The sequence below is a fragment of the Pseudomonas baetica genome (genome assembly GCF_051216495.1).
Lineage (GTDB): Bacteria > Pseudomonadota > Gammaproteobacteria > Pseudomonadales > Pseudomonadaceae > Aquipseudomonas > Aquipseudomonas baetica_B.
The window spans coordinates 1-19,258 of the sequence record NZ_JBPKAM010000004.1 but is presented as its reverse complement, the minus strand read 5'-3'; the positions used below and the strand labels follow the sequence as shown (position 1 = coordinate 19,258).

Annotated in this window: 20 protein-coding genes; 8 read left to right on the top strand and 12 right to left on the bottom strand. The window is 59.2% G+C overall.

What is annotated here, in order from left to right:
* Positions 1-48 precede the first annotated feature (48 nt).
* Positions 49-699, top strand: a complete 651-nt coding sequence (locus ACSFE6_RS03115) for a DUF1120 domain-containing protein (protein WP_435426221.1) — start codon at positions 49-51, stop codon at positions 697-699.
* A gap of 1 nt (position 700) precedes the next feature.
* Here the strand turns inward: ACSFE6_RS03115 and ACSFE6_RS03110 are convergent, their stop codons facing one another.
* A complete protein-coding gene (locus ACSFE6_RS03110; RefSeq protein ID WP_435426220.1) occupies positions 701-2,002 on the bottom strand; it encodes a CynX/NimT family MFS transporter in 1,302 nt (433 codons plus the stop codon).
* The gene (locus tag ACSFE6_RS03105; protein ID WP_435426219.1) at positions 1,992-2,651 is read right to left on the bottom strand and encodes a FadR/GntR family transcriptional regulator; all 660 of its coding nucleotides are present in this window, start codon (positions 2,649-2,651) and stop codon (positions 1,992-1,994) included. The genes ACSFE6_RS03110 and ACSFE6_RS03105 overlap by 11 nt, the downstream gene beginning before the upstream one ends.
* A gap of 167 nt (positions 2,652-2,818) precedes the next feature.
* On the opposite strand from ACSFE6_RS03105, the gene ACSFE6_RS03100 reads away from it, so the two are divergent.
* Both ACSFE6_RS03100 and ACSFE6_RS03095 read left to right on the top strand, forming a co-directional pair.
* Positions 2,819-3,130 carry a type II toxin-antitoxin system MqsR family toxin gene (locus tag ACSFE6_RS03100; RefSeq protein WP_435426218.1) on the top strand — a complete coding sequence of 104 codons (312 nt, stop codon included), beginning with the start codon at positions 2,819-2,821 and terminating at the stop codon, positions 3,128-3,130.
* Positions 3,127-3,615 carry a type II toxin-antitoxin system MqsA family antitoxin gene (locus ACSFE6_RS03095; protein WP_435426217.1) on the top strand — a complete coding sequence of 163 codons (489 nt, stop codon included), beginning with the start codon at positions 3,127-3,129 and terminating at the stop codon, positions 3,613-3,615. Before ACSFE6_RS03100 ends, ACSFE6_RS03095 begins: the two co-directional genes overlap by 4 nt.
* 67 nt (positions 3,616-3,682) lie before the next feature.
* On the opposite strand, the gene ACSFE6_RS03090 is transcribed toward ACSFE6_RS03095, so the two are convergent.
* From ACSFE6_RS03090 to ACSFE6_RS03075, 4 genes are all read right to left on the bottom strand, one after another.
* Complete coding sequence (locus tag ACSFE6_RS03090; protein WP_003178331.1) at positions 3,683-4,447, bottom strand: amino acid ABC transporter ATP-binding protein; 765 nt, start codon at positions 4,445-4,447, stop codon at positions 3,683-3,685.
* A gap of 27 nt (positions 4,448-4,474) precedes the next feature.
* On the bottom strand, positions 4,475-5,572 hold the full coding sequence (locus ACSFE6_RS03085; RefSeq protein WP_435426216.1) for an amino acid ABC transporter permease: 1,098 nt from the start codon (positions 5,570-5,572) through the stop codon (positions 4,475-4,477).
* Positions 5,573-5,582: 10 nt separating this feature from the next.
* On the bottom strand, positions 5,583-6,764 hold the full coding sequence (locus ACSFE6_RS03080) for an amino acid ABC transporter permease (RefSeq protein ID WP_435426215.1): 1,182 nt from the start codon (positions 6,762-6,764) through the stop codon (positions 5,583-5,585).
* A 65-nt stretch (positions 6,765-6,829) separates the two neighbouring features.
* Positions 6,830-7,861, bottom strand: coding sequence for an amino acid ABC transporter substrate-binding protein (locus ACSFE6_RS03075; protein WP_435426214.1), 1,032 nt, complete (start codon positions 7,859-7,861; stop codon positions 6,830-6,832).
* Positions 7,862-8,330: 469 nt separating this feature from the next.
* Here ACSFE6_RS03075 and ACSFE6_RS03070 point away from each other — a divergent pair, with 469 nt between their 5' ends.
* The 5 genes from ACSFE6_RS03070 to ACSFE6_RS03050 all read left to right on the top strand — a co-directional run bounded on the left by ACSFE6_RS03070 (position 8,331) and on the right by ACSFE6_RS03050 (position 13,685).
* Entirely contained in the window at positions 8,331-8,987 is a 657-nt protein-coding gene (locus ACSFE6_RS03070; protein WP_435426213.1) for an alpha/beta hydrolase, read from the top strand.
* Positions 8,988-9,097: 110 nt separating this feature from the next.
* Positions 9,098-10,573, top strand: coding sequence for an ATP-dependent RNA helicase RhlB (gene rhlB, locus ACSFE6_RS03065; RefSeq protein WP_435426212.1), 1,476 nt, complete (start codon positions 9,098-9,100; stop codon positions 10,571-10,573).
* Between the two features lie 138 nt (positions 10,574-10,711).
* On the top strand, positions 10,712-11,656 hold the full coding sequence (locus ACSFE6_RS03060) for an ornithine cyclodeaminase family protein (RefSeq protein ID WP_435426211.1): 945 nt from the start codon (positions 10,712-10,714) through the stop codon (positions 11,654-11,656).
* A 150-nt stretch (positions 11,657-11,806) separates the two neighbouring features.
* On the top strand, positions 11,807-12,934 hold the full coding sequence (locus ACSFE6_RS03055; protein ID WP_435426210.1) for an NAD(P)/FAD-dependent oxidoreductase: 1,128 nt from the start codon (positions 11,807-11,809) through the stop codon (positions 12,932-12,934).
* A 109-nt stretch (positions 12,935-13,043) separates the two neighbouring features.
* Positions 13,044-13,685 (top strand): helix-turn-helix transcriptional regulator, encoded by a 642-nt coding sequence (locus tag ACSFE6_RS03050; protein WP_435426209.1) that lies wholly within the window; start codon positions 13,044-13,046, stop codon positions 13,683-13,685.
* 133 nt (positions 13,686-13,818) lie between these two features.
* Here the strand turns inward: ACSFE6_RS03050 and ACSFE6_RS03045 are convergent, their stop codons facing one another.
* The 6 genes from ACSFE6_RS03045 to ACSFE6_RS03020 all read right to left on the bottom strand — a co-directional run bounded on the left by ACSFE6_RS03045 (position 13,819) and on the right by ACSFE6_RS03020 (position 19,117).
* Entirely contained in the window at positions 13,819-14,595 is a 777-nt protein-coding gene (locus tag ACSFE6_RS03045) for an ABC transporter substrate-binding protein (protein ID WP_435426208.1), read from the bottom strand.
* Between the two features lie 236 nt (positions 14,596-14,831).
* Complete coding sequence (gene moaE / locus ACSFE6_RS03040) at positions 14,832-15,284, bottom strand: molybdopterin synthase catalytic subunit MoaE (RefSeq protein WP_435426207.1); 453 nt, start codon at positions 15,282-15,284, stop codon at positions 14,832-14,834.
* 2 nt (positions 15,285-15,286) lie between these two features.
* Positions 15,287-15,529: a molybdopterin converting factor subunit 1 gene (moaD, locus tag ACSFE6_RS03035; RefSeq protein WP_435426206.1), complete on the bottom strand. Its 243-nt coding sequence runs from the start codon at positions 15,527-15,529 to the stop codon at positions 15,287-15,289.
* Positions 15,526-15,999, bottom strand: coding sequence for a cyclic pyranopterin monophosphate synthase MoaC (gene moaC, locus ACSFE6_RS03030; RefSeq protein WP_007972660.1), 474 nt, complete (start codon positions 15,997-15,999; stop codon positions 15,526-15,528). Before moaC ends, moaD begins: the two co-directional genes overlap by 4 nt.
* Before the next feature lie 246 nt (positions 16,000-16,245).
* Positions 16,246-17,640 (bottom strand): PhoH family protein, encoded by a 1,395-nt coding sequence (locus ACSFE6_RS03025; RefSeq protein ID WP_435426205.1) that lies wholly within the window; start codon positions 17,638-17,640, stop codon positions 16,246-16,248.
* 352 nt (positions 17,641-17,992) lie between these two features.
* The gene (locus ACSFE6_RS03020; RefSeq protein ID WP_435426204.1) at positions 17,993-19,117 is read right to left on the bottom strand and encodes a polysaccharide deacetylase family protein; all 1,125 of its coding nucleotides are present in this window, start codon (positions 19,115-19,117) and stop codon (positions 17,993-17,995) included.
* Between the last annotated feature and the right edge of the window lie 141 nt (positions 19,118-19,258).

Genomic DNA, 19,258 nt, shown 5'->3' with positions numbered 1-19,258 from the left:
AATGACGTCGGCACAACACTCAGCAAACCCACGAAAAGGATTTTCGCGATGAAAAACCACTTCGCAGCACTCGCGACAACGTTATTAATCAGTACCGCACCCAATGTCCTCGCAGCGTCTGCGGTGGACCTGTCTGTCCAAGGTCTCATCACCCCCGCAGCCTGCACCCCCAGCCTTTCGAACAACGGCTTGGTCGACTACGGCAAAATCTCCCGGCAGGACTTGAGCGTCGACAAGCGCACGCAACTGCGCGACCAGGCCCTCGACTTCAGCCTCCAGTGCAATGGCCCCGCGCGCTTCGCCCTGCTGATGCGCGATAACCGTGACGGCTCGGCCATCGTCAACAGCGAGATTTACTACGGCCTGAATCACGACCGCAGCGGCAACAAAATCGGCCTGTATTCGCTGAATTTCGATCCCGCCAATACGGTGGTGGACGCATGGACCCAGGTGTTTCGAACCGACTCCACCACCGGGGGCATGGCCTGGAGTTCATCCAGCAGCCGTCCCATTCCGATTGGTGCCAGAAGCTATCTGGGATTCACTGACGTAGCAGGCAGCAGCGCCGGCCCGATTGGCATCCAAACCCTGACGAGCCGGGTCATCCTTGAAACGGTGATCGCCGCCACGTCCGAATTGGATCTCAGCACCGACGTGCAACTCGACGGCTCCGCGACGCTGGACGTTGTCTATTTGTAGTTCAGACTTTTTCGCTGACCACTTGAACGTACAACGAACGCCCGGCACCGAGGCCAGCCAGGATCGCACCGAGGCCGATCACGCCGAAGATCCAGCCCACGGCCGTCCAGCCGCCGGTCCAGTCATGCACGATGCCCACCGCGAACGGTCCCATGGAGGCCAGGGTGTAACCAAAACCCTGGGCCATGCTCGACAGGTTCGCCGCCACATGGGAATCCCGGGAGCGCAACACGATCAAGGTCAACGCCAGGCTGAACGTGGCGCCCTGCCCCAGCCCGAGCACAATCGCCCAGCCCCACAAACCCTCGATCGGCGCGTAGAGGCAGCCGAACAAACCACCGAGGGTCAACGCCATCACGATCACGATCGCCAGGCGCTGATCCTTGCCACGGGTTGCCAGCCAAGGTGCAGCCAGGGAGCTGACCAGTTGCACGATCACCGAACCCGACAGCACCAGACCGGCCTGGGTCGGGGTCAGTCCGCGACCGATCAGGATCGACGGCAACCAGCCGAACACGATGTAGGCCAGGGACGATTGCAGGCCCATGTACAGGGTGACTTGCCAGGCCAACGGGTCACGCAGCAGTCCCCGGACGCGATAGGCGACGTGATGCGCGCCGTGCTTCTGGCCAACTTGCGGCAACCAGAACATTGCGGCCGCCAGCGCTGGAATCACCCAAAAACCCAGGCCCAATGTCCAGCGCTTGTCGAAGTGCTCACTGAGCGGCACGGTCGCTCCTGCCGCCATCGCCGCCCCCAGGCACAACGCCATGGTGTAGACACCGGTCATGGTCCCGGCCTGTTTAGGGAAGTCGCGCTTGACGATGCCCGGCAGCAACACGCCGATCACACCGATGCTGGCGCCGGCCAGCACGCTGCCAGTGAACAGGCCGACTTCACCAAACGAACTGCGCAGGATGATCCCGCCCGCCAGCGTCAGAAGAATGCCCAGCACCACACGTTCGGCACCAAAGCGTCGCGCCAGAACCGGCGCCAGTGGCGCGAACAGGCCAAGGCACAGCACCGGCAGGGTTGTCAGCAAACCCGCCTGGGACGCCGACAGGCCGAGGCTTTTCGACACCTCGCTGAGCATCGGCGCCATGCTCGACAGTGCGGGCCGCAAGTTCAGCGCGACCAGAATCAATCCCAGCAGCAACAGCCATGGACGACGCAGGACCGGATGACTTTGCTGGATCTGTTCGTCGTCAGCTTCGGCATCGATCAGCAGCTCTTCGAGCTCTGCCTTGCGTTTGGCTTCAGTGATCTGGCTGCTGGACATGGCGTTCCCGGTTTCAAGGTTCATTGATCAACTGCCTCGACAAGGCTTTGGCCCGCTCAGGGTCGCGTTGCTCGACGGCATCGAGCAGTTCGATATGCAGATCGAACACTTCCTGGCGGCGCGGGGTGATGTTCAGGCAGTGACGCAATTGTTCGCTGACGACACTGGAGAAATAGCGATACAGCTCGCTGAGGGTCGGGTTGTGCGCGGCGTCCACCAGACGGCGGTGAAACACCAGATCGCAGGCGATGTAGGTGTCGAGATCGCCGTGATAGTGGCTGCCGCTGACACCCAGTGCCTCGCGCAACACCACCAGGTCCTCATCGGTTCGACGCAGCGCGGCCAGACCGATGGCCTCTACCTCAAGGATGTGCCGGGTCTCGCGGGCCTGCTCAAGGGAGCACTGCGATAGCACCTTCAAGGTGTCCAGCGGATCGACCACCGCTCGCAGATAACTGCCGTCGCCCTGACGGATCTCGATCAACCCTGAAAACGCCAGCACCCGCATGGCTTCGCGCACGGTGTTGCGGCTGATGCCCAGCTCTGCGGACAGCTCAGGCTCGGTGGGTAGGCGCTGGCCGACTGTCCAGACGCCTTGATTGATGCGCTGACGCAATTGATCCAGGGCCTGATCGACCAGGGATCGTTTCACTAATGGAGAAATGTCTGACATGGAGTTCGCCCTTTCATCCAATCATAGGATGAATTTTCTGACATGTTAGTCAGCAACGCGTAGGACGGCAACCACCTACGGTCAAGGAGCGGGAAAAGGAGCGGGATTTTCGATTAGTCAAAATTACCCTTTAAGGGTAATTTCATGGATAGGGCTTACGGATTCTTATGGAGAAGAACACACCCCATTACAACTTGGCGGCGATCAAGACGGAGGTTGTCAGGCTGGGAAGCAACGCATTCACATTAACCGCTCGCGAGGGTGGTCGAAGAATGATGTTAAGCATCAATCAGATGCAGCGAATCGTTTGCTTGCTGGAGAACAGAATGCTGCACAAATCGATGACCACCTATGCCGATCATCGAATTTGGCAGGACGTGTATTACACAACATATGAGGATCGGGAGATTTACATCAAAGTGACTTACCGCGCTGACGGAGGTCACCCGATAATCTCCTTCAAGGAGAGGAACCAATGAAAACACAGCAATGCGTCAGCTGTGGCACCCACAATGGCATGCATCACTTTGCTGGCCGCTCTTTTACGATCGACTTCAAGCAGGTGGCAAGACGAATACACGATATCGCAGGGTGGGAATGCCAAGTCTGCGGTGAAATTGAATTCGATCATGACACTGACAGCGCCGAGCGCTATTCCGATGCCAGCGACAAGCTGCTTTCAGATTGCTTTCTGGTCATGGGCGGCGAGATGAAACGCATCCGCCGCAAGTTACACCTCACACAAAAGGAAGCGGTCAAGTTGTTGTCAGGTGGCGGGCACAACGCCTTCTCCCGCTATGAACGCGGCGAACTCGCCCCTCCTCAACCGCTATTCACATTGATGCGCCTGCTGGATCGTCATCCTCATTTGCTCGCCGAAGTACATGCGCTGAACGAAGGCACCGATTTGAGGCGTTTACTGGCCGAACGCTTTCCGGAACAGGAGGCCATTAAGGCTTCCTGATTCAAACACCGCGCCAAAAAAATAAACCCGGAACACTTTCCGGGTTTATTTCACTGCCTAGCGTCGATCAATGCAGGATCTGGCTCAAGAACAACTTGGTACGATCATTCTGCGGGTTGTCGAAGAAGTCGTTCGGCGCAGCCTGTTCGACGATTTCGCCCTTGTCCATGAAGATCACTCGGTTGGCCACGGTGCGGGCGAAGCCCATTTCGTGGGTTACGCAGAGCATGGTCATGCCGTCTTCTGCCAGGCCGATCATGGTGTCCAGAACCTCTTTCACCATCTCCGGATCAAGGGCAGAAGTCGGCTCGTCGAACAACATGATTTTCGGCTTCATGCACAGCGCGCGGGCAATCGCCACACGTTGTTGCTGACCGCCGGACAGTTGCCCCGGGTACTTGTGCGCCTGTTCCGGAATGCGTACGCGCTCCAGATAGTGCATGGCGATTTCCTCGGCCTTGCGCTTGGGCATCTTGCGAACCCACATCGGCGCCAGAGTGCAATTCTGCAAAATGGTCAGGTGTGGGAACAGGTTGAAGTGCTGGAACACCATGCCGACTTCACGGCGGATCGCTTCGATCTGCTTGAGGTCGTTGGTCAGCTCAACGCCATCGACCACGATGCGACCTTGCTGGTGCTCTTCCAGGCGGTTGAGGCAGCGGATGGTGGTGGACTTGCCGGAACCCGACGGGCCGCACAGCACGATACGCTCGCCCTGCTTGACGTTCAGGTTGATGTCTTTCAACACGTGGAACTGGCCGTACCATTTGTTCACGCCCTGCATCTGAATAATGCCTTCAGGGCTCACAGGCTGTTTGATTGCTTCGCTCATCGAAATACTTCCTAATCAGGTAGCGACTTAGCGCTTGTGGCCCGTGTCGAGCTTGCGTTCCAGATGCATGGAATAGCGCGACATACCAAAACAGAAAATCCAGAACACCAGGGCGGCGAACACATAGCCTTCGGTGGCCATGCCCAGCCATTTCGGATCGGCAGCAGCCTGCTTGACGCTGTTGAGCAAGTCGAACAGGCCGATGATGATCACCAGGCTCGTGTCCTTGAACAGTGCAATGAAGGTGTTGACGATGCCGGGGATCACCAGCTTCAGGGCTTGCGGCAGGATCACCAGGCCCATGCTGCGCCAGTAACCCAGGCCCATCGCCGCGGCCGCTTCGTACTGCCCCTTTGGAATCGCTTGCAGACCGCCGCGCACCACCTCGGCGACGTAAGCCGACTGGAACAGGATCACGCCGATCAGTGCACGCAGCAGCTTGTCGAAGTTCATGCCTTCAGGCAGGAACAACGGCAGCATCACCGAAGACATGAACAGCACCGTAATCAACGGCACGCCACGCCAGAATTCGATGAAGGTCACGCAGACCACTCGAATCGCCGGCATGTTCGAACGACGGCCCAGCGCCAGGACAATCCCCAGCGGCAACGCGCCGGCGATGCCGACGGTGGCGATCACCAGGGTCAACATCAGGCCGCCCCATTGGCTGGTCGCCACTTGGGTCAGGCCGAAAACGCCGCCATGCAACAGGCACCAGGCAATGATCGGGTACAACACCAGGAAGCCCAGCCCGTACACCGCTTTACGCGGGAAGCGCGAGATGAACAGCGGTGCCACGCCGATGACCGCCAGCCACACGGTCAGGTCCACGCGCCAGCGCAGGTCCACCGGGTAGTAGCCGTACATGAACTGACCAAAACGCTGCTGGATAAACACCCAGCAGGCGCCGTCCTTGGTGCAGTCAGCTTGAGAGGTGCCGACCCAGTTGGCGTCGAGGATCGCCCACTGCAGGATCGGCGGGACCACCAGGTAGATCAGGTAGAACGCGAACAGGGTCAGCAGGGTGTTGAGCCAGCTGGAGAACATGTTGGCGCGCATCCATGCCACGACACCGATACTGCGGCTCGGTGGCGGCATGTCAGGTTTGAAAATATGAGTCGTCATGCGCTTTTCCTTACCGCTCGATCAGCGCAATGCGCTTGTTGTACCAGTTCATCAGCAGGGAAATGCTGATACTGATCGCCAGGTACACGCTCATGGTGATCGCGATTACTTCGATCGCCTGCCCGGTCTGGTTCAGCACCGTGCCGGCAAACAGCGAAACCATTTCCGGGTAACCGATACCGGCCGCCAACGAGGAATTTTTCGCCAGGTTCAGGTATTGGCTGGTCAGCGGCGGAATGATCACGCGCAGGGCTTGCGGGATGATCACCTTGCGCAGGGTCGGGCCGTTGCGCAGGCCAAGCGAGTGGGCCGCTTCGGTCTGGCCATGGCTGACCGACTTGATACCCGAACGGACGATCTCGGCAATGAACGCTGCGGTGTAGACCGTCAGTGCCAGGGTCAAGGCCAGCAGTTCCGGGATCAGCACCCAGCCACCGACGAAGTTGAAACCTTGCAGCTTCGGCATCTCCCAATGCACCGGGGCCCCGAAGATCAACGCGCACAGTGCCGGGATCACCAGGAACAGGGCCAGGCCGACCCAGAACTTGTGGAACGGCTCGCCGGTTTCTTCGAAGCGCTTGGTGGCCCAACGGCTCATCAGCACGATGGCGGCGATGGCCACGACGATGCTGATCACGAACGGCCAGAAACCATCGGCCATCAGCGCGGCGGGCATGTTCAGGCCACGGCTGCTGACGAAGAAGGTGTCGCCGAAGTTATGGCTGTTGCGCGGCCCTGGCATGGTCAGGAACACCGCGAAGTACCAGAACAGGATCTGCAGCAGCGGCGGAATGTTACGGAAAACCTCCACGTACACCGTCGCCAGCTTGGCGATGATCCAGTTCTTCGACAGCCGCGCCACGCCGATGATGAAACCGAGGATCGTCGCCAGGATCACGCCGATGAAGGTCACCAACAGGGTGTTGAGCAGGCCGATCACGAACACGCGGGCATAACTGTCCGCTTCGGTGTAGGAGATCAGGTGTTGAGCGATACCGAAACCGGCACTGCGCTCCAGAAAGTCAAAACCGGAGGTAATGCCCCGGTGTTGCAGGTTGGTCTGGGTGTTATCGAACAGATACCAGCCCAGGGAGACCACCGCCACGATGGTGATGATCTGGAATACCCACGCACGCACTCGTGGATCGCTGAGGCTGAGCCTCTGCTTTGGTGCGCCGATTGAATTTTGCATGTAGTGCCCCGGAAATAATGGAACAGAACATCACCCGGCGGTTGGCCCGCCGGGTGATAGAACCATCAGCGCACTGGTGGTGCGTATTGAATGCCGCCGTTGTTCCACAGCGCGTTCAGGCCGCGGTCGATTTCCAGCGGGGTGCTCTTGCCGAGGTTTTTCTCGAACACTTCACCGTAGTTGCCGACTTGCTTGACGATTTGCACGACCCAGTCTTTCTTCACTTTCAGGTCTTTGCCGTATTCACCGTCGGTGCCCAGCAGACGAGCGACGTCCGGGTTCTTGGTGCCTTTGGCTTCGGCTTCGACGTTTTTCGAAGTGATGCCGGCTTCTTCAGCGTTGAGCATGGCGTAGCCAGTCCAGCGCACGATGGCCAGCCACTCGTCGTCGCCATTACGCACGACCGGGCCCAGTGGCTCCTTGGAAATGGTTTCCGGCAGCACCACGTAGTCCTTCGGCGCGGCCAGCTTGCTGCGCTGGGCGAACAGCTGGGACTTGTCGGAGGTCAGCACGTCGCAACGACCGGATTCCAGCGACTTGGCGCTTTCATCGGAAGTGTCGAAAGTGATCGGGGTGTATTTCAGACCGTTGCCGCGGAAGTAGTCGGAAACGTTCAGTTCGGTGGTGGTACCGGCCTGGATGCAGATGGTCGCGCCATCCAGCTCTTTGGCGCTTTTCACGCCGAGCTTGTTGTTCACCAGGAAGCCGATGCCGTCGTAGTAGGTGATGAAGCCAGGGAATTTCAGACCCATGCCGGCGTCACGGGAGCTGGTCATGGTGGTGTTGCGCGACAGGATGTCGATTTCGCCCGATTGCAGCGCGGTGAAACGCTCCTTGGCGTTCAACTGGCTGAACTTGACCTTGGTTGCATCGCCGAAGACGGCAGCAGCAACAGCGCGGCAGTAGTCAGCATCGATACCGACGATCTTGCCGGTAGCATCCGGAACCGAGAAGCCTGGCAGACCATCGCTGACGCCACACTGCACGAAACCTTTCTTCTGCACTGCATCCAGGGTTGCACCCGCCTGAGCGAACCCGCTGACGCCGAGTACTGCGGCTGCAGTCACGACGGCCAGGGTGGATTTCAACATCTTCATTCAAACCTCCAGTTTTTGCTCTTGTTGTGTCGGAGCGTGAGTCCTGTCGCACCCTTTTGAGGCGTTGTCGACCCGTGCTGGCTTGTTTTGGGGTCAACCGACGTAGAGACCGTAGCTATGAGTCTAGTAGGAGAAAATCCACATAATGGACAACTCACTTCTCACCAATCGGCCGAACGGGCTGTAGCCCTTTCACGTTCGCGAAGCCCGTAGCGGCCACTGGCGAACATCCATCACCGGATTTTTTGCTATCCCACTGCCAAAAATGGCCTGATAGTGTTACCGACAGATGTGGGATTTTCGTACCAGCTTGCCTATAGCAAAGCCCGTACCACACCCGCCACTTAAGCGGTTAAGCGACAGGTCAATAGCAAAACTTGTAACCTTGCGACATCTTCGTAACTGATCAACCCGACGCGCTCTCACCCCTCGCACTCAATGAGAGCGCACGCACACATTTGGAGCAGCCATGACCGAGCCCCTGATTCTTGAACCCGTCAAGCCCGCAGACGCCTGCGTCATCTGGCTGCACGGCCTGGGCGCCGATCGCTATGACTTTCTGCCGGTGGCCGAAGCGTTGCAGGAAAAGTTGTTGACCACCCGCTTCGTTCTGCCACAGGCCCCGACCTGCGCCGTCACCATCAACGGTGGCTACGAAATGCCGAGCTGGTACGACATCCTGGCCATGAGCCCGGCGCGCGCAATCAACCGTGATCAACTGGAGGAGTCCGCGCAACGGATCACCCATCTGATCGACGTACAGCGAGCCGTTGGAATAGACGCCTCGCGAATTTTCCTGGCCGGTTTCTCCCAAGGCGGCGCCGTGGTTCTACACACGGCGTTTCTGAAGTGGCAGGGGCCATTGGGTGGCGTAGTTGCCCTCTCCACCTACGCACCGACCTTCAGCGATGACCTTGAGCTGTCTGCGAGCCAGCAGCGCATTCCAGTGCTGTCGTTGCATGGCCAGTACGATGATGTGGTGCAGAACTCAATGGGCCGCACAGCCTACGAGTACCTGAAACAGCATGGTGTCACCGTGACATGGCAGGAGTACCCAATGGGCCATGAAGTGTTACCCGAGGAAATTCGCGACATCGGCAACTGGCTCGCCGAACGCTTGGGTTAACCGTTTTAAAGACCTTTTTTGTTTAAAAGCGCCCATTGATCCATCCCTCTACGCCGCGCCCGATTCTTGCATTACACTGGCCGGCGTACATTCCTTAACCAATTGATGAGATGACCGTGCTCAAAGCACTCAAGAAAATGTTCGGAAAAAGCGAGACTGAGCAACTCGCGCCAGTCCCCAGCGTGCCGTCGCCCTCCCACGGCCATCGCAGCGACGCCAGCCAGGCCGAACGCCACGCTCCGGCAACCGCACCGAAACGCGAACCCAAACCGGCTCCTGCCGCCGCCACCGTCGCCGAACCGGCCCGCAGCGAAGCCCCAAAACCTGCCAAACCACGCCGCGAACCCAAGCCCAAGGCACCGGTCATTCCCTGGAAACTCGAAGACTTCGTCGTCGAACCCCAGGAAGGCAAAACCCGTTTCCACGATTTCAAACTCGCTCCGGAACTGATGCACGCCATCCACGACCTGGGCTTCCCGTACTGCACGCCGATCCAGGCTCAAGTGCTGGGCTTCACCCTCGCCGGCAAAGACGCCATCGGTCGCGCCCAGACCGGCACCGGCAAGACTGCGGCATTCCTGATTTCGATCATCACCCAGCTGTTGCAAACCCCGCCGCCGAAAGAGCGCTACATGGGTGAACCGCGGGCATTGATCATCGCGCCGACCCGCGAGCTGGTGGTGCAGATCGCCAAGGACGCCGCCGACCTGACCAAGTACACCGGCCTGAACGTCATGACGTTTGTTGGCGGCATGGACTTCGACAAGCAGCTCAAACACCTCGAGGCCCGTCATTGCGACATCCTCGTGGCCACGCCGGGCCGTCTGCTGGACTTCAACCAGCGCGGCGACGTGCACCTGGACATGGTCGAAGTGATGGTGCTGGACGAAGCCGACCGCATGCTCGACATGGGCTTCATCCCGCAGGTGCGCCAGATCATTCGCCAGACGCCGCCGAAGTCGGAACGCCAGACCCTGCTGTTCTCCGCGACCTTCACCGACGACGTGATGAACCTGGCCAAGCAATGGACCACCGACCCTGCGATCGTCGAAATCGAAGTCACCAACGTGGCCAACGAAAACGTCGAGCAGCACATCTATGCGGTGGCCGGCGCCGACAAATACAAACTGCTCTACAACCTGGTCAACGATAACGGTTGGGAACGGGTCATCGTCTTCGCCAACCGCAAGGATGAAGTGCGGCGCATCGAAGAACGCCTGGTGCGCGACGGCATCAACGCCGCGCAACTGTCCGGTGACGTGCCGCAGCACAAGCGCATCAAGACCCTGGAAGGCTTCCGCGAAGGCAAGATCCGCGTGTTGGTGGCCACCGACGTGGCCGGTCGCGGCATTCACATCGACGGCATCAGCCACGTGATCAACTTCACCCTGCCGGAAGTTCCGGACGACTACGTGCATCGCATCGGTCGTACCGGTCGCGCCGGCGCCGATGGCGTGTCCATCAGCTTTGCCGGTGAAGACGATTCCTACCAGCTACCGTCCATCGAGGAAAAGCTGGGGCGCAAGATCAGCTGTGAAACACCACCGACGCATTTATTGCGTGCGGTTGAGCGCAAACGTCACTGATTGACGACGTGCAGAAAGAGGCGCAGCCGGAAACGGACTGCGCTTTTTTTTCGTCTGCTTTTTTCGACAGAGCTTGTCCTGTATATTTAAAAGTCCATAATAGACTAATTAGTTTAATTACCACTCCCGGAGCCGACCATGTCCAGCACCCCTTACGTGATCACCCAACCCCAGGCCCGCGAGTTACTGAAGCAAGTCGACGTGCCGCAGATCCTGCGCAAACTGTTCCGCGATCTGGCGGCCGGGCAAGCGGTGCAGCCGGCACAGCAACTGGTGGAGTTTCCACAGGGTGCCGGCGACTTCATCAATTACCTGGGTGTGCTGGCCGAAGATGGCGTGTACGGGGTCAAGACTTCGCCGTACATCGTCCGCGAACAAGGGGCGTTGGTGACAGCCTGGACCTTGCTGATGTCGATGCAGACCGGCCAACCGTTGCTGCTGTGCGATGCCGGTGAACTGACCACGGCGCGCACCGCCGCGACCACCGCCGTGGCCGTCGATGCCCTGGCGCCCTTGAAGGCGACTCGCCTGGCGATCATCGGCAGCGGCAAAGTGGCCCAGGCGCATCTGCATTACGTGAAAAACCTGCGGGACTGGCAGAGCATCAGCCTGTATTCGCCGACCCTTAGCGAAGACGCTGAAACCGCGAGCTTGCTAAAAGGCATCGAGCCGCGCTTGAACATCGCCGAAACCCGTGAAGCGGCCATCGCTGATGCTGATGTGATCATGCTCTGCACCTCCTCCGCCGGCCCCGTGATCGACCCTGCCAGCCTGAGCAAACCGGCGCTGATCACCTCCATCAGCACCAATGCCCCACGCGCCCACGAAGTACCGCCACAGCGCCTCAACGACATGCAGGTGTTCTGCGACTATCGTCAGACCACCCCGGGCTCGGCGGGCGAGATGCTGATTGCAGGCGAACTGCATGGCTGGGACAGAAACGCAATTGTCGGCGACCTTCCCGACCTGCTCAGCGACAAGGTGCAGCGTCCCGGCTACGACCGCCATGTGTTCTTCCGCTCCATCGGCCTGGGCCTGGAAGACATTGCGCTGGCCAATGCCCTCTATCGCCTTCAGCACTAACACCCAAATCCACCTGTGGGAGCGAGCCTGCTCGCGAATACGATCTTTCATTCAACGCAGATGTTGACTGACCCGACGCTTTCGCGAGCAGGCTCGCTCCCACAGTGAATCTCTACAACATTGTCATTTACGCCCCATCAGGAGACGTTCATGAGCCACGCAGACTTCATCATCATCGGCGGCGGGATTGCCGGCGCTTCCACCGGTTTCTGGCTGTCGCAGCACGGACGCGTGGTTGTCCTCGAACGCGAATCCCATCCGGCCTATCACTCCACCGGACGTTCCGCAGCGCTGTTCACCGCCGCCTATGGCACTCCGCAGGTTCGCGCCCTGACCCAGGCCAGCCGGGACTTTTTCGACGCTCCGCCCAGCGGTTTCTGCGAACATCCGCTGCTGACCCCACGCGGCGAAATGACCGTGGACTTCACCGGCGATCCGGCCGAACTGAACAATCAATACCTGAGCGCGAAAGCCACGGTGCCGGAGATGCAACTGCTCAGTGCCGATGAGGCCTGTGTACGTCTGCCGATCCTGCGCCGGGAAAAAGTCCACGGTGCGATCTACGACCCGACCGCCAGCGACATCGACACCGATGCCCTGCACCAGGGCTACCTGCGCGGTATCCGTCGCAATCAAGGCGAAGTGCATACCGACTGTGAGGTACAGGACCTGAGCCGTGATACCGAAGGTTTCTGGCAGGTACAGACCAACACCGGGACCTTCCGCGCGCGGATCATCATCAACGCCGCCGGGGCCTGGGCCGACAAAATCGGAGCACTGGCTGGCGCCAAGCCGATGGGCCTGCAACCCAAGCGTCGCGCAGCCTTCATCTTCGCCGGCCCCGAGGGCGTGGATACCCACCATTGGCCGATGCTGGTCAGCCTCGACGAATCCTTCTACATGAAGCCCGACGCCGGCATGTTCCTCGGTTCGCCGGCCAACGCCGACCCGGTCGAGCCTCACGACGTGCAGCCCGAAGAGCTGGACATCGCCATGGGCATTTACCAGATCGAGGAAGCCACGACCCTGACCATTCGCCGCCCGACCCGCACCTGGGCCGGCCTGCGCAGCTTCGTCAGCGACGGCGATTTGCTGTCCGGTTTCGATCCGCAGGTACCAGGGCTGTTCTGGGTGGCGGCACAAGGTGGTTACGGTATCCAGACCTCGCCGGCCATGGGCCAGGCCAGCGCCGCACTGGTGCGTGGCGAAGCCCTGCCGGAGCAACTCACCCGCTTCGGCCTGAACGCCGGCATGCTCTCCCCGGCCCGCCTGAGCTGATCGCCACCCTCGCGTGACGTGCCGACTCGATTGCGGCACACTTTCAGAGCCCCGCCCAGCGGGGCACTGATGCTTCCCCGGAGCCTTACTCTATGAATAGCCCTGCCGTATGAACGCCCCTGAAAAAGACCCGGCCTTGAACGACGCGTCCCTGGATAACTTCAGGGCGATCGCTGATGCCATCGCCACGTTGTTCTTCCCTCACGCCGAAGTGGTGTTACATGACCTGCGCACGCAAAAGGTCGATTACATCGCCAACAACCTGTCGAAGCGGGAGATCGGCGACGACTCGTCGCTGGAAGACATGCTCAGCGACGAGGTCAGCGAACGAAACATCGGGCCGTACGAAAAACTTAATTGGGATGGACAGAAGATTCGCAGCGTCAGCACCGTGCTGCGCGACAGCAAAGGTCATCCGTTGGGTGTGCTGTGCATCAACCTGAATATTTCGCTGTTTGAGAATGCCAAGGCCGCGCTGGACCTGTTCCTGTCGCCGACCAAACTGATCCCGCAACCGGACTCACTGTTTCGCGATGACTGGCAGGAGCGAATCAACACATTCCTGCACGCCTGGCTGCGCGAACGGCAACTGAGCCTGAACTTGCTGACCCGTGATCACAAACGGGAACTGGTGCTGGCGCTGCATGCCGAGGGGGCCTTCAAGGGTAAAAGCGCGTCGAACTATGTGGCCAATGTGCTGAACATGGGGCGGGCGACGGTGTACAAGCATTTGAAGGAATTGAAGGGCTAAGATCCAGCAGCTGTATAGGCTGGTCTGCCCTCATCGCCAGCAGGCTGGCTCCCACATTGAATGTCTGTGAACACCATTTGTATGTTCGGCACAGAATCCCTGTGGGAGCCAGCCTGCTGGCGATGGCGGACTGTCAGTCGCCGTAGATATCGGACTTGAAGTACTTCTCGGAAATCTTCTGATACTCGCCATTGGCACGAATGCCATCGATGGCCAAGTTCAACTGGCTGACCAGTTCGGAGTTGCCCTTGCGCACCGCAATCCCGGCCCCCTCGCCCACATACTTCGGATCCTTCAGCTCAGGCCCGACAAAAGCGTAGCCTTTGCCACGCGGCATCGACAGGAAGTCATTGAGCGGGATGGTGTCGGCAAAAATGGCGTCCAGGCGACCGGCGGCCAGATCCATATAGATCTCTTCGTTGTTGCCGTAACGCTTGACGGTAATGCCCTTGGGCTCGAACACCTCCGTGGCGTAACGATCAGTGGTGGTCGCACGCTGCACACCGACGGTCTTGCCCTTGAGGCTGGCGTACTGGTCATCGACTACCGCCCCTTCCTTCATCACCAGGCGCGAGGAGGTGAAGTAATACTTGTGGGTGAAATCCACCGACTTCTTACGGTCGTCGTTGATGGTCATGGACGACAGCGCCATGTCGATCTTCTTCACTTTCAGGGAAGGAATAAGGCCGTCGAACTCACCTTCGACCCACACGCATTTGACCTTCATCTCGGCGCACAAGGCGTTACCGATGTCATAGTCGAAACCAACGATCTCACCCTTGTCGGTTTTCGAAGCAAACGGTGGATAAGCGGCCTCGATACCGATACGCAGGGTTCTCTCGGCGGCATACAGGCTGGTGCACGCCAACAGGCTCAGGGCCAGACCGGTGATGAGGGGGAACTTCTTCATATTCGTTCTCTCGCGGGTTGTTGTTGGTTTTGCAAGACAGAAGAAAAAGCGGAAACGGAGGAAAGCCTTTTTTGTACTTATAAATCCATACTGGACTTTTATGTACAAGTCGTCAATCGGGCAAAAGGGAATGTGCCCAGCCAATGGTCGGGTGATGTATCAGTTGGATTATTGGTGTTGCGGATGACGCCATCGCGGGCAAGCCCGCGATGACTTACTCGAGATCGATGCAGGAGTTACTGCTTCCAGCGATCCGCCGCCGCATGATCGCTATCGCGCCCTTCGACCCAACGTGGGCCGTCGCTAGTGTTCTCTTTCTTCCAAAACGGTGCGCGGGTTTTCAGGTAGTCCATGACAAAGGCGCAGGCATCGAACGCTGCCTGGCGGTGGGCGCTGGCGGCACCGACGAAGACGATCGGCTCTCCCGGCTCCAGCGCGCCGATGCGATGCAACACCTCCAACTTGAGCAACGGCCAGCGCTGCTCGGCTTCGGTGGCGATTTTGCCGAGGGCTTTCTCGGTCATGCCTGGATAGTGTTCGAGAAACATCCCGGCCACATCGAGCCCGTCATTGAAGTCGCGCACGTAGCCGACAAAACTCACCACCGCACCCACGCCGACATTGGCGGCGTGCATGGCGTTGACCTCGATCCCCGGATCGAATGGCGCGGACTGCACGCGAATGGCCATGATCAGCCCCCGGTCACGGTCGGAAAAAAAGCCACTTCGTCGCCATCGCTCACCGGCTCGTCGAGCTGGCAAAGGTCTTCGTTGCGCGCACACATCAGGTTTTGTTCGCTCAGCACCTCCGCCCCATCACGCTGGGCGAGCAACGCCCGCACGTCGTCGACGGTGGCGAACTGGCCTTCGACCTGGATCGAATCCACGCCCAGCGCTTCACGGTAACGGGCAAAAAACTTCACGGTAAGGTTCATGGCTGCTCCGCCTGGAAATGCCCGCTCTTGCCGCCCACCTTTTCCAGCAGCCGAACGCTTTCGATGGTCATGCCGCGATCCACGGCCTTGCACATGTCATAGATCGTCAGCGCCGCCACGCTGGCGGCGGTCAGGGCTTCCATTTCCACACCGGTCTGCCCGGACAACTTGCAGCGCGCCACGATGCGCACGCTGTCGTCGCCTTCGGCACTGAGCTCGACCTTGACGCCGGTGAGCATCAACGGATGGCACAGCGGAATCAGATCACTGGTTTTCTTCGCCGCCTGAATGCCGGCAATGCGCGCCACGGCAAACACATCCCCCTTGGGATGGCCGCCACTGACGATCATCTGCAGGGTTTCGGGCAGCATGCGCACCAGCGCTTGGGCCGTCGCTTCACGGAACGTCACGGCTTTTTCAGTGACGTCGACCATGTTGGCGCGACCTTGGGAATCGAGATGAGTCAGCACGGGATTACTCCTGATCAGGAGCGTCGATTGTAAACCTGCGGGTCAGAATTTCGCACGCGCGATTATCGCCTCACCACAATCCCTGTAGGAGCGAGCATGCTCGCGAAAAACGCAGAGACAACGCAGTCATTCAGACACCACGCGTTTTCGTTGACGTCCATCGCGAGCATGCTCGCTCCTACAAGGGTTTTGTGTCGGGCAAGAAAAACCGGGCGGTCTTGAGGCCGCCCGGTTCTGATGAAGCGCTTACAGATGCGATTCGGCGTATTCGGCCAGAATCGAACGAGGCACCCCTTGCAGGGTGATGTGCACGCCGTTAGGGAAATCCTTGAAGCGTTCGGTCAGATACGTCAGCCCGGAGCTGGTCGCGGACAGGTAAGGGGTGTCGATCTGTGCCAGGTTGCCCAGGCACACCACTTTGGAACCGGCGCCGGCACGGGTGATGATGGTTTTCATCTGGTGCGGTGTCAGGTTCTGGCATTCATCGATCAGGATCAGGCTCTGCTGGAAGCTGCGACCCCGGATGTAGTTCAGCGATTTGAACTGCAGCGGGACCCGCTCGAGGATGTACTCGACGCTGCCATGGGTGCTTTCGTCATCCATGTGCAAGGCTTCGAGGTTGTCGGTGATGGCGCCCAGCCAAGGCTCCATTTTTTCCGCTTCGGTGCCGGGCAGGAAGCCGATCTCCTGGTCCAGGCCCTGCACACTGCGGGTGGCGATGATGCGGCGATAACGTTTGCTGACCATGGTCTGCTCGATCGCAGCAGCCAGCGCCAGGATGGTTTTACCCGAACCGGCGGCACCTGACAGGTTGACCAGATGGATGTCTGGATCCAGCAAGGCAAACAACGCCAGGCTTTGATAGATGTCACGCGGCTTCAAGCCCCAGGCTTCCTGGTGCAGAAGCGGTTCCTGGTGCAGATCCAGAATCAACAGTTGGTCGGCGTCGATCTCCTTGATCCAGCCAACGAAACCCTGTTCGTCGATGATGAACTCGTTGATATGCACCGCCGGCAGGTTGTCGATCAGCTTCACCTGATGCCAGGTGCGACCATGGCCCTGGCGGGTTTCGACCTTGCTCACGAGGTCCCAGAACGAGCCCTTCATCTCGTGATAACCATTGGGCAGCAACGAAACGTCGTCAACCAGTTGGTCGGTGCTGTAGTCCTCGGCTTCGATCCCACAGGCACGGGCCTTGAGGCGCATGTTGATGTCTTTGGTGACCAGCACGACAGGTTTTTTTGGATCGCGGGTGTGCAGGTCAATCAACTGATTGATGATTTTGTTGTCGTTCAGGTGTTCGGGCAGAAGGAGGTTGGGCTCGGCCTGCTTGCTCATCAGAATTGACAGCAAACCCTTCGGCCCACTCTTGCCACGCTGGATCGGCACGCCCTGCTCGACGTCCTCGGGTGAGGCATCACCCAGGGTATTGTCGATCAGGCGAATGGCCTGACGACATTCGGCAGCAACGCTGTGAGGCCCGCTCTTGAGCTTGTCGAGCTCCTCCAGCACGGTCATCGGGATGGCGACGTGGTGTTCTTCGAAATTGAGCAGCGCGTTTGGATCGTGAATCAGTACGTTGGTATCGAGTACATAAAGGATTGGCTGGTTGGAAGAAGAGCTACGTCCGTGATCATCCATACTCGGTCACCTTTGTCAGAGCCAGTGGACGCAATACCTTGGCGGTGCTGCGCCTCGAAGTGGCCGCCGATCTCACCTACGGAGACTTAAGTGACTGCAAACAAACGGGTCTTGGGAGACGCCACCTGTGTTGCAGGTTTCGGCGGTCTGTCTTCGTAATACTCCAAAACCCATGACAGAAAAAAGTACTTTGACGCTTTTTTGAAGTTTATTTTGCAGAGTGACGAAAAGCCCTTGGCGGACTGCCATCACCCGTTTACAGTCGGAGACCAACCTGCAGCAAAATCCCGCCCAAAATCGCCTTTCGCCCAATGTTTTCGGGCTCTTTCATCCACGTCTCCCTCCGTAACCACTATTGAAACCCGCTCTGGCAGTCTTCCCAGCCGATGCCGGTTTGCACCGTTTGCGTCAGCAGCCAGGGCAGCGCCGTTTTCACCCCGTCCTGCTTCACATTGAAATTGATCACGCCATGGCGCCACAGCAGCATCAGCGTCAGCACCCGCTGCGCGCTCTGGCTGGCCTTGAGTTTGCCGGCACCGTCCTGGGCATCAATATTCCACAGCGCCACTTGCAGGCCCTGAGACTTGAAGAACGCTTCGGCATCCGACCGTCTCTGGCCTTCGGGCGGACGGAACAGCGGCACGTAGTTTTCCGGCAGCTTGCTTTTGACCAGGTCGACACTGCGTCGCACCGAGTCTTGCCAGTCCTGCCAGTGGCTGTGGGAACGGAACTCCCAGCCTTGCACCCCCACACACTGGGTTGAATACGTTGATTGCAGGTTGGCTACCGCCCCCTGCGCCAGACGTGCCTGGATATCCTTGCCGAGGACGAAGAAGGTGCCGCTCATGTTCGCCTTGCGCAGGTACTCGGCGACCCAGCCGGTGTTGTCCGGCGCGGCATTCGCGGCGCTGTCGAACGTCAGGAGAAACAACCGGTCATGCATCGTGTCGCCATTGCGCTCATAGTCGCCAAATTGATCGACTTCACTACTGGTTTGCGGAAACAGCGCAGCCTTGCGCAGCTGCTCGTCAAGGTACTGGGCATGGAACAAGCGGCTCGGCTCGGCCCACTTGATGTAGTAGCTGTCTTCGCTGATCTGGAATTTGCCCGCTTGTTCACGAAGGGTGGGCATGTCTTCGACCAGGAAACAGAAAGACGCATCCTGATCGCAACTCTGCTGGGCGAAATTGAAGCTGCTCAGCAAGCGCTCCCACAGGCGTTGGCGAACGCGATTGACCGATTCCATATTGACCGTGCGCAGACCCAGGCGCTGGGCCAATGCGGGTTCGTCCAGGGATTCGCTGGCCAGCAGTACCCGGGCGAACATGAGGATTTCGGCACGTGACGCCACGTCGAACAACGTAGGGTTGTTCAGCTTTTCCGGCCAGGTGCCGCGATCAAGCGTCGCCACATCGCTCGGTGCCGCCATGGCGCCGAAGCTCAGCAGCCACGCCGAGAACAAGAAAACGATACGCAATGGGATGTCTCCATAACAAAACCCGCGCGGCACTATAGCCGATCCACCCCACATTCCCGCAGCAACACAAATCCCCCTGTGGGAGCGAGCCTGCTCGCGAAGGCGGTATGTCAGTCGCCAACAATGCCAACAGACAGATAG

What these genes read in the sequence shown, in the direction of transcription:
- ACSFE6_RS03115 (WP_435426221.1), top strand. Translation starts at nt 49, where the DNA reads ATGAAAAACCACTTCGCAGCACTCGCGACAACGTTATTAATCAGTACC.
- ACSFE6_RS03110 (WP_435426220.1), bottom strand. Translation starts at nt 2,002, where the DNA reads ATGAACCTTGAAACCGGGAACGCCATGTCCAGCAGCCAGATCACTGAA.
- ACSFE6_RS03105 (WP_435426219.1), bottom strand. Translation starts at nt 2,651, where the DNA reads ATGTCAGACATTTCTCCATTAGTGAAACGATCCCTGGTCGATCAGGCC.
- ACSFE6_RS03100 (WP_435426218.1), top strand. Translation starts at nt 2,819, where the DNA reads ATGGAGAAGAACACACCCCATTACAACTTGGCGGCGATCAAGACGGAG.
- ACSFE6_RS03095 (WP_435426217.1), top strand. Translation starts at nt 3,127, where the DNA reads ATGAAAACACAGCAATGCGTCAGCTGTGGCACCCACAATGGCATGCAT.
- ACSFE6_RS03090 (WP_003178331.1), bottom strand. Translation starts at nt 4,447, where the DNA reads ATGAGCGAAGCAATCAAACAGCCTGTGAGCCCTGAAGGCATTATTCAG.
- ACSFE6_RS03085 (WP_435426216.1), bottom strand. Translation starts at nt 5,572, where the DNA reads ATGACGACTCATATTTTCAAACCTGACATGCCGCCACCGAGCCGCAGT.
- ACSFE6_RS03080 (WP_435426215.1), bottom strand. Translation starts at nt 6,764, where the DNA reads ATGCAAAATTCAATCGGCGCACCAAAGCAGAGGCTCAGCCTCAGCGAT.
- ACSFE6_RS03075 (WP_435426214.1), bottom strand. Translation starts at nt 7,861, where the DNA reads ATGAAGATGTTGAAATCCACCCTGGCCGTCGTGACTGCAGCCGCAGTA.
- ACSFE6_RS03070 (WP_435426213.1), top strand. Translation starts at nt 8,331, where the DNA reads ATGACCGAGCCCCTGATTCTTGAACCCGTCAAGCCCGCAGACGCCTGC.
- rhlB (WP_435426212.1), top strand. Translation starts at nt 9,098, where the DNA reads ATGACCGTGCTCAAAGCACTCAAGAAAATGTTCGGAAAAAGCGAGACT.
- ACSFE6_RS03060 (WP_435426211.1), top strand. Translation starts at nt 10,712, where the DNA reads ATGTCCAGCACCCCTTACGTGATCACCCAACCCCAGGCCCGCGAGTTA.
- ACSFE6_RS03055 (WP_435426210.1), top strand. Translation starts at nt 11,807, where the DNA reads ATGAGCCACGCAGACTTCATCATCATCGGCGGCGGGATTGCCGGCGCT.
- ACSFE6_RS03050 (WP_435426209.1), top strand. Translation starts at nt 13,044, where the DNA reads ATGAACGCCCCTGAAAAAGACCCGGCCTTGAACGACGCGTCCCTGGAT.
- ACSFE6_RS03045 (WP_435426208.1), bottom strand. Translation starts at nt 14,595, where the DNA reads ATGAAGAAGTTCCCCCTCATCACCGGTCTGGCCCTGAGCCTGTTGGCG.
- moaE (WP_435426207.1), bottom strand. Translation starts at nt 15,284, where the DNA reads ATGGCCATTCGCGTGCAGTCCGCGCCATTCGATCCGGGGATCGAGGTC.
- moaD (WP_435426206.1), bottom strand. Translation starts at nt 15,529, where the DNA reads ATGAACCTTACCGTGAAGTTTTTTGCCCGTTACCGTGAAGCGCTGGGC.
- ACSFE6_RS03025 (WP_435426205.1), bottom strand. Translation starts at nt 17,640, where the DNA reads ATGGATGATCACGGACGTAGCTCTTCTTCCAACCAGCCAATCCTTTAT.